14 protein-coding genes are annotated in these 14,562 nt (G+C 65.4%); 11 read left to right on the top strand and 3 right to left on the bottom strand.

Features of this window, described 5'->3' with window-relative positions; translation table 11 throughout:
- Positions 1-2: 2 nt before the first annotated feature.
- The 8 genes from RTCK_RS02360 to RTCK_RS02325 all read left to right on the top strand — a co-directional run bounded on the left by RTCK_RS02360 (position 3) and on the right by RTCK_RS02325 (position 9,291).
- A complete protein-coding gene (locus tag RTCK_RS02360) occupies positions 3-860 on the top strand; it encodes an ABC transporter substrate-binding protein (protein WP_142591456.1) in 858 nt (285 codons plus the stop codon).
- Entirely contained in the window at positions 853-2,838 is a 1,986-nt protein-coding gene (gene fhuB, locus RTCK_RS02355; RefSeq protein ID WP_142591454.1) for a Fe(3+)-hydroxamate ABC transporter permease FhuB, read from the top strand. The genes RTCK_RS02360 and fhuB overlap by 8 nt, the downstream gene beginning before the upstream one ends.
- Positions 2,839-2,860: 22 nt before the next feature.
- Positions 2,861-4,585 carry an ABC transporter ATP-binding protein gene (locus RTCK_RS02350; protein WP_142591265.1) on the top strand — a complete coding sequence of 575 codons (1,725 nt, stop codon included), beginning with the start codon at positions 2,861-2,863 and terminating at the stop codon, positions 4,583-4,585.
- 120 nt (positions 4,586-4,705) lie between these two features.
- A complete protein-coding gene (locus tag RTCK_RS02345) occupies positions 4,706-5,887 on the top strand; it encodes a benzoate/H(+) symporter BenE family transporter (RefSeq protein ID WP_142591263.1) in 1,182 nt (393 codons plus the stop codon).
- A 39-nt stretch (positions 5,888-5,926) separates the two neighbouring features.
- Positions 5,927-6,199, top strand: coding sequence for a BrnT family toxin (locus RTCK_RS02340; protein ID WP_142522822.1), 273 nt, complete (start codon positions 5,927-5,929; stop codon positions 6,197-6,199).
- The gene (gene brnA / locus RTCK_RS02335) at positions 6,177-6,416 is read left to right on the top strand and encodes a type II toxin-antitoxin system BrnA family antitoxin (RefSeq protein ID WP_185927875.1); all 240 of its coding nucleotides are present in this window, start codon (positions 6,177-6,179) and stop codon (positions 6,414-6,416) included. Before RTCK_RS02340 ends, brnA begins: the two co-directional genes overlap by 23 nt.
- Before the next feature lie 309 nt (positions 6,417-6,725).
- Entirely contained in the window at positions 6,726-8,444 is a 1,719-nt protein-coding gene (leuA, locus tag RTCK_RS02330) for a 2-isopropylmalate synthase (RefSeq protein WP_142591261.1), read from the top strand.
- Positions 8,445-8,448: 4 nt separating this feature from the next.
- The gene (locus RTCK_RS02325; RefSeq protein ID WP_185927874.1) at positions 8,449-9,291 is read left to right on the top strand and encodes an alpha/beta fold hydrolase; all 843 of its coding nucleotides are present in this window, start codon (positions 8,449-8,451) and stop codon (positions 9,289-9,291) included.
- On the opposite strand, the gene RTCK_RS02320 is transcribed toward RTCK_RS02325, so the two are convergent.
- Together RTCK_RS02320 and RTCK_RS02315 are read right to left on the bottom strand one after the other, a co-directional pair.
- On the bottom strand, positions 9,219-9,836 hold the full coding sequence (locus RTCK_RS02320) for a hypothetical protein (RefSeq protein ID WP_142520066.1): 618 nt from the start codon (positions 9,834-9,836) through the stop codon (positions 9,219-9,221). The two genes, RTCK_RS02325 and RTCK_RS02320, sit on opposite strands and share 73 nt — an antisense overlap.
- Before the next feature lie 82 nt (positions 9,837-9,918).
- The gene (locus tag RTCK_RS02315; protein ID WP_142520067.1) at positions 9,919-10,872 is read right to left on the bottom strand and encodes a metallophosphoesterase family protein; all 954 of its coding nucleotides are present in this window, start codon (positions 10,870-10,872) and stop codon (positions 9,919-9,921) included.
- A 64-nt stretch (positions 10,873-10,936) separates the two neighbouring features.
- Here RTCK_RS02315 and RTCK_RS02310 point away from each other — a divergent pair, with 64 nt between their 5' ends.
- A complete protein-coding gene (locus RTCK_RS02310) occupies positions 10,937-11,425 on the top strand; it encodes an NUDIX domain-containing protein (RefSeq protein WP_142520068.1) in 489 nt (162 codons plus the stop codon).
- 1 nt (position 11,426) lies between these two features.
- Here the strand turns inward: RTCK_RS02310 and RTCK_RS02305 are convergent, their stop codons facing one another.
- Positions 11,427-12,410, bottom strand: a complete 984-nt coding sequence (locus RTCK_RS02305; RefSeq protein WP_142591257.1) for a glutathione S-transferase family protein — start codon at positions 12,408-12,410, stop codon at positions 11,427-11,429.
- Positions 12,411-12,658: 248 nt separating this feature from the next.
- Between RTCK_RS02305 and RTCK_RS02300 the strand changes: the two genes are divergently transcribed.
- Together RTCK_RS02300 and RTCK_RS02295 are read left to right on the top strand one after the other, a co-directional pair.
- A complete protein-coding gene (locus tag RTCK_RS02300) occupies positions 12,659-13,174 on the top strand; it encodes a GNAT family N-acetyltransferase (RefSeq protein ID WP_142591452.1) in 516 nt (171 codons plus the stop codon).
- Positions 13,175-13,247: 73 nt separating this feature from the next.
- Positions 13,248-14,561 carry an MFS transporter gene (locus RTCK_RS02295; RefSeq protein WP_142591256.1) on the top strand — a complete coding sequence of 438 codons (1,314 nt, stop codon included), beginning with the start codon at positions 13,248-13,250 and terminating at the stop codon, positions 14,559-14,561.
- Position 14,562 lies beyond the last annotated feature (1 nt).

Below are 14,562 nucleotides of genomic sequence, written 5' to 3'. Positions count from 1 at the left end.
AGATGCTGGCGGCGCTGACAGCCGGCCTGGCCGTGCCGGGGCGTGCCCATGCTGCAGCATCCGTGAGCCCGCGCGTTGCGACGCTGGACTGGGCGCTGCTCGAAACGCTCCTGGCGATCGGCGCCAACGTGGTGGCGGGTGCGGAGCTCCGCCAGTTCCGGCAGGTGGCGGTGGAGCCTCACGTGCCTGTTGGCGTGACCGATCTCGGGCTGCGTGGACTGCCGAATTTCGAGGCGCTCCACCACGCCCGCCCGGAACTGATCTTCAATTCCAACTTCTATGCCGCCAACGAACCGGTGCTTGCCCGCATCGCGCCCGTCGAGACCCATTCGATCTACCTGCCGGGAACCAGCCCGTTCGCGCTTGCCGTCGAGGCGACGCGGGCAATCGGGGAGCGGCTGGAACTATCCGCCGGCACGGCGATGATCGAGGCGCTGGCGGCGCAACTCGACCGCCAGCGCCGGGCGCTGTCGTCGGGCGACGGCCGGCCGGTGCTGCCGATCAATCTGGGCGATGCGCGGCATTTCCGCGTCTTCGGCAGCGACAGCATGTTCGGCGAGGTGCTGGCGCGGCTGGGACTGGCCAATGCCTGGACGGGGCCGACCGCCTATACCGCCACGGCGCCGATCGGCATCGAGACGCTGGCGACGATGCCGGACGCATGGGGCCTCCTCATTCCGCCGCATCCGGCGGATGCGATAGGGACGCTGGAGACGAGCGCCTTCTGGAACGCACTGCCGCAGGTGAGGGAAGGGCGGGTGCTGATCCTCGGACCGGTCAATCCCTACGGGGCGTTGCCCGCAGCCGGCCGTTTCGCCGATCTTCTGACGGAGGGGCTCACCCGTGCATGGAATGGCTGAGATCGCCCGTCCGCGCCCGTTAGAGCGGCGTGGTCTTGCGTTTGCCGCGACGGGCATCGGGTGCCTGGCGCTGCTGCTTATGACCGTGTGGATGATGCCGGCGGTGCCGGGGCCCGCGGAGCAGGCCGAGCGGCTGCGGTCGATCCTGCTCTGGCAGAGCCTGATGCCGCGCGCCCTTCTCGCGGTTCTCGCCGGAGCGGCGCTCGGCCTTTCCGGAGCGCTGCTCCAGCATGTGCTGCGCAACCCGATTGCCGATGCCTCGACTCTCGGGATCGCGTCCGGTGCGCAGCTGGCGCTGACGGTGGCGCTGGCGCTCTGGCCGGCGCTTTTGGTGCTGCCGCGCGAGATGATCGCCTTTTCCGGCGGGTTCCTGTCGCTCGCTGTGGTCCTGGGATTGAGCTGGCGGCGTCAGCTCGATCCGGTGACGGTGGCGCTGTCGGGCATGATCGTGACGATGATCGCCTCGGCGCTTAGCGTCGCCATCATCCTCGCGCGCGGCGAATATGTCATGTCGATCTTCATCTGGGGCTCCGGCTCGCTCAGCCAACAGGACTGGAGCGGGGTGCTGTCGCTCGTGCCGCGGCTGATCTTCGGAGTGATCGCCACCGTGCTCCTGATGCGGCCGCTCAGGGTGATGTCGCTGGACGACTCGGCCGCGCGAAGCCTCGGCGTGGCGATCCATGCGACCCGGCTCGCCGTCCTGGCGCTGGCCGTCTGGCTTGCCGCCTCGGTGACGGCTATTGTCGGCGTCATCGGTTTTCTCGGCCTGGCGGCACCGGCCATCGCCCGTTACCGTGGCGCGCGCACCACGGGCGAGATCGCCTTCGGGGCGGCCATTGCGGGCGGGCTTCTCCTGTTTTCCGCCGACAGCCTGATGCAGATCCTCGGACCGGGCTTTTCCGATCTCGCTCCCGCGGGTGCGGCCACCGCCCTGTTCGGCGGGCCGCTGCTGCTCCTCCTCCTGCCGCGGGTGCGGAGCACGCTCGGGCTGAAGACGGCGACGGCGGTCCCGCTGCGCCGGCTCCGGCGTCCGGAGACCGGCTTGGCTCTCCTGGCTGTCGGTCTCATTCTCCTGTTTGCGCTGACGCTGACGCTCGGCGTTTCCGATGACGGCCTGGTGATGAGCGCGGGACCTGCGTTCACGGAACTCCTGCCGTTCCGGCTGCCGCGGCTTCTCGCTGCCGGTGGGGCAGGGGCAATGCTTGCGGCGGCGGGGCTCGTGATGCAGCGGATCACGGGCAATCCGCTGGCCAGCCCCGAGGTGCTCGGTGTCAGCGCCGGCGCCGGTGCCGGCCTGACGGTCGCGCTCTTCGTGGTGGCCTTCCCGTCGCTGCCGGTGATGCTGGGCTCCATGGCAGGCGGGGCGCTTCTCACCTTCCTCATGATGATGGCGCTCATGGCCCGCTCCGGTTTTTCCGCCGAACGGGTGCTGCTGGCCGGCGTGGCGGCCGGCGCGCTCGGGATGGCGCTGGTGTCGCTGGTGCTCGCCCAAGGCGACATGCGCAGCTATATCCTGCTCCTGTGGATTTCCGGCTCGACCAACCGGGTGGGGGCGATGGAGGCGGCCATCACGATCGGCGCGCTCGTGCTCTTGACGGCGCCGCTGTTCTTCCTCGGCCGCTGGCTGGCGCTCCTGCCGCTCGGACCGGATGTCGCCCGCAGCGTCGGGCTTCCGGTGGCAGGGACGCGCCTGCTGCTGGCGTTGCTGGCGGCGCTTCTGACCGCTGCCGGCTCCTTCGTCGCCGGGCCGCTCAGCCTGACCGGCCTCGTGGCGCCGCATCTGGCCCGCATGTCAGGTTTTCGCCGCCCGGGCCACCAACTGGCTGCCGCACTGATGATCGGAGCCGGCCTCCTCGTCGCAGCGGACTGGCTGTCGCGGCTCGTCATCTATCCCTACCAGATACCGCTCGGCCTGTTTTCCGCGCTGATCAGCGGCCCCTATCTTCTTTGGCTGCTAGGCCGTAAGAGCGACGGGTAATCCTGCCATGAAGGCCCTCCGCATGACCGATCTCATCCGCCGCTTCGCCGTCTATTACCGGCCGCACCGCAAGCTCTTCCTGATGGACTTCTCGAGCGCCGTGGCGGCGGGCCTGCTTGAACTCGCCTTTCCGATGGCGGTGACGCTGTTCATCGACCGCCTGCTGCCGACGGGGCGGCTGGACCTCATCGCGCTCGCCGCGCTCTGTCTTCTCATGGTCTATCTGCTGAATGCGGGCCTGCAGGTGGTGGTGACCTATTGGGGCCACATGCTGGGCATCAACATCGAGACGGAGATGCGCCGCAAGGCTTTCGACCACCTGCAGAAGCTCTCCTTCGGCTTCTTCGACAACGAGAAGACCGGCAATCTCGTGGCGCGGCTGACCAAGGACCTCGAGGAGATCGGCGAGGTGGCCCATCACGGACCGGAGGATCTGTTCCTGGCGGTGATGACGCTGATCGGCGCCTTTGCGCTGATGATGTGGGTGCATCCGCCGCTCGCGACCATCACGGCGGTCATCGTGCCGCTCACGGCGATCGTCACGACCTTCTACGGCCAGCGCATGACCGGCACCTGGCATGCGCTCTACGGACGGGTGGCGGATTTCAACACGCGAATCGAGGCGAATGTCGGCGGCATCCGGGTGGTGCAGGCCTTCACCAATGAGGACCACGAGCGACGCCTCTTCGACGAGGACAACCGCAATTACCGGGATACGAAGCTTCAGGCCTACAAGGTGATGGCGGCGGCGACCTCGCTCAGCTACCTCTCCATGCGTTTCGTGCAGGTAGTGGTGATGCTGGCGGGCGCCTGGTTCGTGACGCGGGGGGATCTCACCGCGGGCGGCTTCGTCGGGTTCCTGCTGCTGGTCAACGTCTTCTTCCGGCCGATCGAGAAGATCAATGCCGTCATCGAAAGCTATCCGAAGGGCATCGCCGGCTTCCAGCGGTACCTGAAGTTCCTGGAAACCCGGCCGGATATTGCCGACTGTCCCGGCGCGAAGGACCTGCCGCGAGCGGAAGGACGCATCCGCTACGACCGCGTCGGCTTCGGCTACCGCGGCGGACGCCGTGTGGTGGAGGGCCTCGACTTCGAGATCGCGGCGGGGGAAACGGTGGCCTTCGTCGGACCGTCGGGTGCCGGCAAGACAACCATCTGCTCGCTTCTGCCGCGCTTCTACGAGGTGACTGAAGGATCGATCTCCATCGACGGCATCGACATCCGCGACCTGACGCTGAAGTCGTTGCGCGACAATATCGGCATCGTCCAGCAGGACGTCTTCCTGTTTGCCGGCACGATCCGCGACAACATCCTCTATGGTCGGTTGGACGCCACGGAGGAAGAGGTGCGGCATGCGGCGCGGCGGGCGCGGCTGGACGAGATGATCGCGGCTCTGCCGGACGGCTACGACACGATCGTCGGGGAGCGCGGCGTGAAGCTTTCCGGCGGCCAAAAGCAGCGGCTGGCAATCGCGCGCATCTTCCTGAAGAACCCGCCGATCCTCATCCTCGACGAGGCGACCTCCGCCCTCGATACCGAGACGGAGCAGGCGATCCAGGCGTCGCTTGCGGAGCTTTCCGAGGGACGCACCACACTGGTCATCGCACACCGGCTGTCGACGGTGACAAAGGCGGACCGCATCCTGGTCGTGGACGGCCGGCGGATCATCGAGAAGGGATCACATGAGGCGCTGGTCGCCAACCGGGACGGCGCCTTCTACCGGCTGGCCAAGGCGGGCATGGGCTGAGCGGAACCATCCGATGCGCGCAGAAGGTCCGCGAACGGTTGGGCGCCGGAGGCGGCTTGCCAAAAACATCGTTATTTGATCTCGCTAGCGACTTTCAGAGCCGCCATTGCAGAGTCGCCCATGCTCAAAGACCTTTCCGCCCAGAGCTTCTTCATGGGCTGCCTGACGGCCTTCGTCGGCTTCGCCAGTTCCTTCGCCGTGGTACTACAGGGGCTCAAGGGTGTCGGCGCCACCGATCTCCAGGCTGCCTCTGGCCTGATGGCGCTGTCGGTTTCGATGGGAGTCTGCGCGATCGTGCTGAGCGGCTGGACGCGGCTGCCGGTCTCCATCGCGTGGTCGACGCCCGGCGCGGCATTGCTGGCGACGGCCGGAACGGTCGAGGGAGGTTTTCCAGCCGCCGTCGGAGCCTTTCTCGTCTGTGGTCTGCTCATCGTGATCGCCGGGCTGTTCCGGCCACTGGGCCGGGCTGTGGCCGCCATCCCGGCGCCGCTCGCCAATGCCATGCTGTCCGGCGTCATCCTCGGGCTCTGCTTCGCCCCCTTCAAGGCGATCGCCTTCGATCCGCTCCTGGGGCTGCCGATCCTCGTTGCCTGGGCGGCGGTGCTCATGGTGAAACGGCTCTATGCGGTCCCGGCCGCGCTCGCCGCCTTCGTGGCCGTCATGGTTTTTGGCGTCGATCTGCCGGAGGGGGCGATGGCTGAGTGGTCGCAGGCGCTTGCGCCGCCGGTGGAACTGGTGGCGCCGGCATTCACGCTGCCGGCGCTGATCTCGATCGCGCTGCCCCTCTTCATCGTCACCATGGCCTCACAGAACATCCCCGGCATCGCGGTGCTGAAGGTCAACCACTACGAGCCCAGTCCAGGGCCGCTTTTTGCCACGAGCGGGGTCTTCTCGCTGCTGTCGGCGCCGTTCGGCGGGCATGCGGTCAACCTGGCGGCGATCACTGCGGCCATGTGCGCGGGCGAGGATGCCCATCCCGACCCGGCAAAGCGCTACTGGGCGGCAATCATCGGCGGGGCCGGTTATGTGGCCCTGGGATTGCTGGCCGGAGCGGTGACGGCCTTCGTATCGCTGGCGCCGCCGATCCTTATCCAGGCGGTTGCGGGGCTTGCGCTGATCGGCGCCTTTTCTGGTTCGGCCGTGGCGGCCTTCAAGGAGCCGGAGACGCGCGAGGCGGCGGCCGTGACCTTCCTGATCACGGCCTCGGGCGTCTCGTTTGCGGGGATCTCCGGTGCGTTCTGGGGGCTGCTCGCCGGCGGGCTGATGATGGGGCTGCAGCGGGTGGTTGTGCGCCGGGGCTGACCGACTCGCCAAGAAGCCTGCTCGGCGCTATGTTTGGTCATGGAGTTCGAGTTCGATCCTGCAAAGAGCGCCATCAACACGGAGAAGCACGGGATCGATTTCGACGAGGCTCAGGCCCTGTGGCTGGACAGCTTCTCGATTGAGTTGCCGGCACGCGACAAGGATGAGCCGCGCATGATGGTCATCGGCAGGATCGCGGACAAGCATTGGTCGGCCATCGTCGTTCGCCGAGACGGGCGAGTCAGGATCGTCTCGGTGCGCCGTTCCCGTAAGCAGGAGGTTGCGCTTTATGAAAGCCAAAGATCTCGATAAGCTTTTCGATGAAGGTGAAGAAGACGTGCTGCAGTATTTTGACTTGGCTCGAGTCCGCCGCGTCAACAGCGAGCGCGAGCTTGTCGAGCTGGATTTGTCAAGGGAGCGGCTTGCGGCCCTTGATGCCGAAGCTACTCGATTGAACATCAGCCGTGATCGGCTGATCTCGCAATGGGTTCGCGAACGATTGGAAAAAGCCTCCACCGCCGCCGAGTAACAGGCTTGCACCTTGTTGCTTCAAAGGTTATCACTCTACCCATGACCATGACAGGCGCGATCATGTCCGACCGTTCGACCGCCCGCTGCACCGCAGCCGGCGCGACGGTTTTCGCGCCTCTCTCGCTTCTTAGCCTCGACCTTACGCGCGGTTGCCGGGTCCGTTGAGGAGCGCCCGGCGGCCGAAAAGCCAATGCCGGCGCAAGAGCTCCTCTCACAATCATTCAGACGGACCACATGAAGACCCGCGAGGGTCCGCACCCGCAACGGTATATGACCGGCGGTGCGTGAGCGAGAAGAGACGACGACAATGGATGCAAAAACTCCCATTTCAGCCAAGGGCATGCCGGACGCGGCAGTAAAGTACCGGCCCTATCCGCAGATCAATATTCCTGACCGTACCTGGCCGTCGAAGGTGATCGACAAGGCGCCGATCTGGTGTTCCGTCGACCTGCGCGACGGCAACCAGTCGCTGGTCAACCCGATGGGTCACGACCGCAAGGCGCGTATGTTCAAGCTGCTGCTCGACATGGGCTTCAAGGAAATCGAGATCGGTTTCCCTTCCGCCTCGCAAACGGATTTCGACTTCGCGCGATGGTGCGTGGAAGAGGGCGGGGTGCCGCAGGACGTGTCCCTTCAGGTGCTGGTCCAGTGCCGGCCGGAGCTGATCACGCGGACATTCGAGGCGCTTGAGGGTGCGCACAGGCCGATCATCCATTTCTACAATTCTACCTCGGAGTTGCAGCGGCGCGTCGTGTTCGGCAAGGACGTGGCGGGCATCAAGCAGATCGCGGTCGATGCGGCGAAGATGATCACCGACATGGCGGCGAAGGCGGGCGGCGGATACCGCTTCGAATATTCCCCGGAAAGCTTTACCGGCACCGAGCTGGAGGTGGCGCTGGAGATCTGCAATGCGGTGATCGCCGAGGTGAAGCCGACGGCGGAGAACAAGCTGATCCTCAACCTGCCGTCCACCGTGGAGATGGCGACGCCGAACATCTATGCCGACCAGATCGAGTGGATGTGCCGCAACATCGACAACCGCGAGAACATCATCGTCTCGCTGCACCCGCATAACGACCGCGGCACGGGCATCGCCGCGACCGAACTGGGACTGATGGCCGGCGCCGACCGCGTCGAGGGAACATTGTTCGGCAATGGCGAGCGCACCGGCAATGTCGACATCGTGACGCTGGCGCTCAACATGTATACGCAGGGCGTCGATCCGGAACTGGATTGCGCCGACATCGAGCGGATCAAGGCCGTCTACGAATATTCGAACGAGATGACGATCCCGGAGCGCCACCCTTACGTCGGCGAACTGGTCTATACGGCATTCTCCGGCTCGCACCAGGATGCCATCAACAAGGGCATGAAGGCGATCCGCAAGGCGAACTCGCCCGTCTGGGAAGTGCCTTACCTGCCGATCGACCCGCAGGACGTCGGCCGCTCGTATGAAGCGATCATCCGCATCAACTCGCAGTCCGGCAAGGGGGGCATCGCCTATATCCTGCAGGAGGACTACGGGCTGAACCTGCCGCGCAACCTGCAGGTCGAGTTCCGCGAGGACATCCAACGCATCACCGACGAAGAAGGCGTGGAGCTTCCCTCCCGGCGCATCTACGACCGGTTCATCGAGCGCTACGTGGAGCAGCCCGACGCGCGTCTGAAGTTCGTCGATCACCACACCTATCCGGCGGGCACCGACCACAAGGGCGTGCGGATCGTGGCGGCGGAAATTACCGATCGCGGCGAGACGAAACGGATCGAGGGGAAGGGTACCGGGCCGATCGATGGCTTCATCAACGCCTTGTCGGCCTATATCGGGATCGAGCTTTCGGTGAACGACTATTCCGAGCACTCGCTCCAGCACGGCTCCAATGCCTCGGCGATCGCCTATGTCGAGGTGGAACATCCCGGCGGCAAGCTTTTCGGAGCAGGCGTGAACAAGAACATCGTCGCGGCCTCCCTGGAGGCGATCGTCTCTGCCGCCAACCGCGTGCTGGAAGAGCGTGCGGCCAAGGGCTGACCCCGTGCTCCATTGCGAGACGTGGAGCGGGGGCGCTGGCGGAGAAATCCCGCTGGTCCTGCTCCACGGCTTCGGCGGGTGCTCCGCCCTCTGGTGCCCGCTGGCTGCGACGCTGGCGACGGAGCGACCTGTCCTCGCTCTCGACCTGCCGGGGCACGGTGGATCGATTCCCGCCGGAACCGGCGGGGCCGGGTTCATGGCCAAGGCGATCGCCTCCGTTCTCAAGGAGCGAGGCATCGACCGCTTCCACCTTGCCGGTCATTCCATGGGCGGCGCCATGGCAGCGCTTCTTGCCCTGCGGCAGCCGGAGCGTCTCGCCAGCCTGACGCTTCTGGCGCCGGGCGGCTTCGGGCCGCACATCAATGGCGCGGCACTGCGCCGCTATGCCTTTGCCGAAGACGTCGCGCAGATGGCCAAGGCGCTGGGTTCAATGTGCGGGCCAGACCATGGCCTCGACAACCGGCAGGTCCAGGCGGTTCTCGATGCACGCCGGCTGCCCGGCGCGCGCGAGGCGCTGGCAAAGATCCTGAAGGTCATCCTGGCCGATCCGGAGGGGCGGACGCAGGGCGTACTGCCGACAGAAGACCTCGCACGCCTGCCCATGCCGGTGCAGGTCCTGTGGGGCACCGCCGATCCCATTCTTCCCGCAGGACAGGCCGATGACCTGCCGCCGACGGTTGCGGTTCGACGGCTGGCGGGGGCGGGACACATGCTGGTCGAAGAGCGTCCGGAGGAGGTTATGCAAGCGCTCCGCGGCATCATCGCCGCGGCAGATCAGATCAGCCCGGCGGCCTTTGCAGCAATCTCGTCAAGAGAGGCGGTCGAGGAGGGACCGACGACGACGTAGGTGGCGGTGACGTTTCTCCAGGAGAGAAGGGCGATGTTGTCCCGGATCAGTTCGGAGAATCCGTCTTCGTTCGGCAGGTTCTTGCGGAACAGGAGCCCGATGATCTCGCCATCGGCGGAGGTGTAGACGAGGTGCCCGACGGGCAGCCCTCCTGCCACCAGGAGCCGGGCGCCTTGGAGCGTCAGTCCGTTCGCGGACAGATCAGGAATGCGGAAATTCACGCCCGTATTGGCCAGCAGCCATTCCACGATCGCCGCCGGATCGGAGGCGGAAAGCTCCGCCAGCCGCGCGCCGGGGCGCGAGAAGGTCCGGTAATGCGCCACCACGTCGTCCAGCCAGTCGTCGGTCGTGTCGGCGATCGCCGGACGGACCGGTGCGGCAGGCTGCAGGCCAAGCATGTAGCCGAGGCCTCCGCCCAGGGCAAAGAAGAGAAGGCAGCCGGCAGCGATCCGGGACCGCGTCAACCGGATCGAGACGGCCGGGGCCGACGAAACGCGGGCGTGTCGCGTTTGCCTGATGTCCAGCGATGGGTGGAAATGGGTCATGCGTTGGAACGAACTCGTTTCATGGCCGAGGTGGTTAACCTTCAGATATGAAGGGATTGTGGCGATTCGACAACGCCGGCGCCTAAATCATCCGTGCCGCTTCCGGGACCGACATCGGTGAAATCGCCTCCCCATAGAAGAGGCGGCTGTTATCGAGCGCGACCGCATCGCCAGCCTCCGTCAGGCTGTAGCGGTCGCAGACGAGGTTCCAGGCGCCGGGCTCCCCCGACAGGGTGAAGAGGTTGTAGGCCGCGCGCGGCTTGTGCCCGTATGGCCCCTGGGATGCCGAGGCAATTCCCACGACCGGCACCTGCCCGTGATGGCTCTTCAGCCAGTAGATCGTGTTGAGATGGGTATGACCATGCAGGACCAGTTCGGCTCCGCCGGTGGAAATCGCGGCCGCGAAACGGCGTATGCCGATCATGCGCTTGTGGGAGGAGGCGGCGCCGTGGATGGGCGGATGGTGGATGAGCACGACCCGGAACAGTCCTTCTTCGCCCGCCTTCTTCAGGAGGTTGACCGTCTCGCGGGCCTGCCGCGGGCTGAAATAGCCGGAGGCGGAGAAGGGAGGGGTGGCCACCGACGTCGAGCAGCCGATGATGGCGACCGGCCCGCGGCGGCGGATGGTCGGGAAGATCTTGGTTTCGTCGTCCCAGTTGCGCGTGCCTTCGTCGCCAATGATGAAGGGATACCAGGCCTTGACGGAACGGTCATGGGCGCCGCGCACATAGGCGTCGTGGTTTCCTGGTACGACGGTTGTCTCCCGGGGGTCTCCGATGGTCTCCAGCCATTCCGCGGCCAGCTTGATCTCGATGCCCGTCGCAAGGTTGACAAGATCGCCGGTGATGACGAGGTGGTCCGGCTCACGTGTCCTCAGGTCGCTCAGCAGCAGGTCGAGCGTGTTGACGAAAAGGTGCTTGCGCCGGTTGCGGTGCCAGTTCACAAAGCCGGTGATCCGCTTCGAGAACAGTTCACGGAGCGTCAGTTTGGGAAGCGGCCCGAGATGGATGTCGGAAATATGCGCGAACTTGAACATGGCGCACACATAACGCATGAGCCGCCGTTTCGTTATCCCTTTTCTCGGCGCACGGGAGCATGAGATGACGGGGCCGGGTATTCCGGAGGTCAGCGGCCTCAAAAGCCGTCTTGCGGTGTGGCTTTTCCACAGGTTCTTCATGTTGAGGCGCGGCATGACGCTCGGCGTGCGCGCAGCGTGCTTCGACAGGGAGGGGCGCATTTTCATGGTGCGCCATACCTATGTGCCGGGCTGGTACCTTCCGGGCGGCGGCGTCGAGCGGCACGAGACGGTGCTCCAGGCGCTCGAAAAGGAATTGCGCGAAGAAGGCAATCTGGTGATGACGGCCGCGCCGCAGCTTTTTCACGTCTACTACAACCGGCTGGTCAGCAAGCGCGACCACGTGCTTTTCTACAGGGTCGAGGTGGAGCAGACCGCACCGCGCCCGCCGGACCGCGAGATTGCCGAAAGCGGCTTCTTTGCCTTGGACGATCTGCCGAAGGACGTCACCTCCGCAACGCTGAGGCGCATTCGTGAACTGACGGGGCAGGAGCCTCCCTCGGATATGTGGTGAGTCAGGCCCCCACGCTGTCGCGCCGGTGGGGCGTGTCGAGGTCCAGTGCCGGCCCCACCGGTACGACGCCGGTTGGGTTGATGGTCGTGTGGCTGCGGTAGTAGTGGCCCTTGATGTGATCGAGGTGCACGGTCTCAGCCACGCCCGGCACCTGATAGAGGTCGCGAAGATAACCGTTCAGGTTCGGATAGTCGGCAATGCGGCGGATATTGCACTTGAAGTGCCCGACATACACTGTGTCGAAACGGACGAGTGTCGTGAAGAGCCGCCAATCGGCTTCGGTGATCCGGTCGCCGAAGAGGTAGCGGCTGGTTGCCAGGCGCTCCTCCAGCCTGTCGAGGGTCGCGAACAGTTGGACGACGTTTTCCTCGTAGGCCTCCTGCGTTGTCGCGAAGCCCGCCTTGTAGACCCCATTGTTGACGGTGTCGTAGACCAGCGTATTCATCGCGTCGATCCCATCCCGCAGATCCTGCGGATAGTAGTCGTCAGTCGAGCCGGTGAGGCCGTCGAAGGCGGCGTTGAACATGCGGATGATCTCGGCGCTCTCGTTCGAGACGATCGTGTTCCGTTGCCGGTCCCACAGTGCAGGCACGGTAACCCGGCCGGAGTAGCGGGGGTCGGCCTTCAGATAGACCTGATAGAGGAAGTCGCAGTCGAACAGATGATCTCCGGTCGATCCCTCGCCACGTTTGAATTCCCAGCCGTTCTCCAGCATGACGTAGTCGACCACCGAGACGGAGATCAGGTCCTCGAGGCGCTTCAGTTTCCGGAAGATCAGCGTCCTGTGAGCCCAGGGACAGGCATAGGAGACGTAGAGGTGGTAGCGCCCCGGCTCCGCCCTGAAGCCGCCTTCGCCGCTGGGGCCGGGGGAGCCGTCGGCCGTGATCCAGTTGCGGAACCGCGATTCCGAACGCTTGAAGTGTCCCCTGGTCGCCTTGGTGTCATACCAGACGTCCTGCCATTCTCCCTCGACCAGTCTTCCCATCGGCATCTCCTTTCGCTGCCAGGTATACTTGCCGCAGGTGCGGAGAATTGCGAGAGGCTGGTCTGCGAACGATGTGTTTTTCATCTTGGCGCCGGCAATATTTGCTGCTATCTGGCTTGCCACAATTCCGGGACCCCTCATGACCGAAGCACGGGCACTGCGACGACGCTGATCCACTGACATGGCGCTCCATGAGCGTCATCCAGATCATCTGTCCTGCCCGTAACTACCAAGGCTTCGGTTTCACCATGGCTCCGCAACTTTCGCCCAAGCACGATCTTGTCTACCTGACCGAGGACGCGTCCCACGATGCCGTCATCGAACTTATCAACGCGGAAGCGTTCGGGCCGGGACGGCATACGCGCGCGGCGGCACGCATTCGTGAGCAGGGTCCGCATGACCGGGCGCTGTCCTTCGTCTGCGCCGATGACGGCGAGACGATCGCTTCCGTGAGGATGACGCCGGTGCTGGCCGGTTCGGTAAGGGGGCACCTGCTCGGCCCGCTTGCGGTCCGTCCATCGCACAAGAACAGGGGAATTGGCCGCGAACTGGTTCGGATCGCAATCGACGCGGCCCGGCGGAAAGGGTCGGAAGCGGTGATCCTGGTCGGCGATCCGCCATATTACATGCCGCTCGGATTCGAGAAGGTGGCATACGGTGCGCTGGCATTTCCCGGTCCGGTGGATCCGGCACGGGTTCTCGTGGTGCCGATGGCCGGCGACGTCCACGAGCGTCTCAAAGGAACAATTCTCTGGCGCGAATAGGACAAGTCCTCTAAGTGAGGCTTCGGCCTGACCTCAGGCCTGCCGGTGTTTCGTCAGCACAGGGGACGGTGGTATGACGACGATCACGATAGACGAGGCGCTCGACCGCGCCGGGGCGGGGACGTATCAGAAGAGACTGATCGGCATTTTCGGGCTTGTATGGGCGGCAGACGCCATGCAGGTCCTCGCTGTCGGCTTCACCGCATCATCGATCGCCGCGACCTTCGGGCTGACGGTGCCGCAGGCGCTGCAGACGGGAACGCTGTTCTTTCTCGGCATGCTGATCGGCGCCATCGGGTTCGGCAGGCTCGCCGACCGGATCGGCCGCCGGAACGTCCTGATCGTCACGGTCCTTTGCGACGCGATCTTCGGAACGCTGTCGATCTTCGCGCCTGACTTCACGGTCCTTCTTCTCCTGCGTTTCCTGACGGGCATGGCGGTCGGCGGCACGCTGCCGGTGGATTATGCGATGATGGCGGAATTCCTGCCGGCGAAGAACCGCGGCCGCTGGCTGGTGCTGCTCGAAGGCTTCTGGGCGGTCGGAACGCTGATCGTCGCGCTCGCCGCCTGGGCGACCAGCCTCGCAGGCGTCGAGGATGCCTGGCGCTACATCTTCGCGGTCACGGCGCTGCCGGCGCTGATGGGCTTCGGGCTGCGCTTCCTCGTGCCGGAATCGCCACTCTACCTGATGCGGACGGGGCGGGGCGACGAGGCCAAGTCGATCATCGACCAGATCCTGGTGGTCAACGGCAAGCATCCGATCGCGGCCAGCCAGCAACTGGCGGTGCCGGCCCCGGTTCGCGAGGCGCGGATCTTCGCGGGCGAGCTCCGCCGTCGCAGCCTGCTCATCCTGGCGATCTGGTTCCTCGTTTCGATTTCCTACTACGGCGTCTTCACCTGGATGCCGCCGCGGCTGGCGGGCGAGGGCTTCGGCTTCGTGCGCGGCTACGGATTCCTCGTCCTCGTCGCGCTCGCCCAGCTTCCCGGCTATGCTCTGGCGGCCTACGGGGTGGAGAAATGGGGGCGCCGGCCGACGCTCGTCGGCTTCTGCCTGCTGTCGGCCATCGGCTGCCTTCTTTTCGTCGTTGCCGGCAGCGGGATCCTGATCGGCGCGTCCCTGCTGATCATGAGCTTTGCGCTGCTCGGCACCTGGGGAGCGCTCTATGCCTTCACCCCGGAACTTTATCCCACGGCATCGCGTGCGACCGGCATGGGGGCGGCGGGCGCCATGGCCCGCTTCGGCGGGCTCCTGGCGCCGTCGCTGATGGCGCTGGTCGTGGCGCAGAGCTTCGGCCTGGCGATCGCAATCTTCGCGGCACTGCTGCTTCTGGCCGGCGTGGCAGCCTTCCTGATCGATGCGGAAACCCGTGCGGCCTCGCTGGCCTGAT

Source organism: Pseudorhizobium endolithicum (genome assembly GCF_902153245.2).
Lineage (GTDB): Bacteria > Pseudomonadota > Alphaproteobacteria > Rhizobiales > Rhizobiaceae > Neorhizobium > Neorhizobium endolithicum.
The sequence above is the reverse complement of the archived record's forward strand: the minus strand, read 5'-3'. Positions and strand labels throughout refer to the sequence as shown.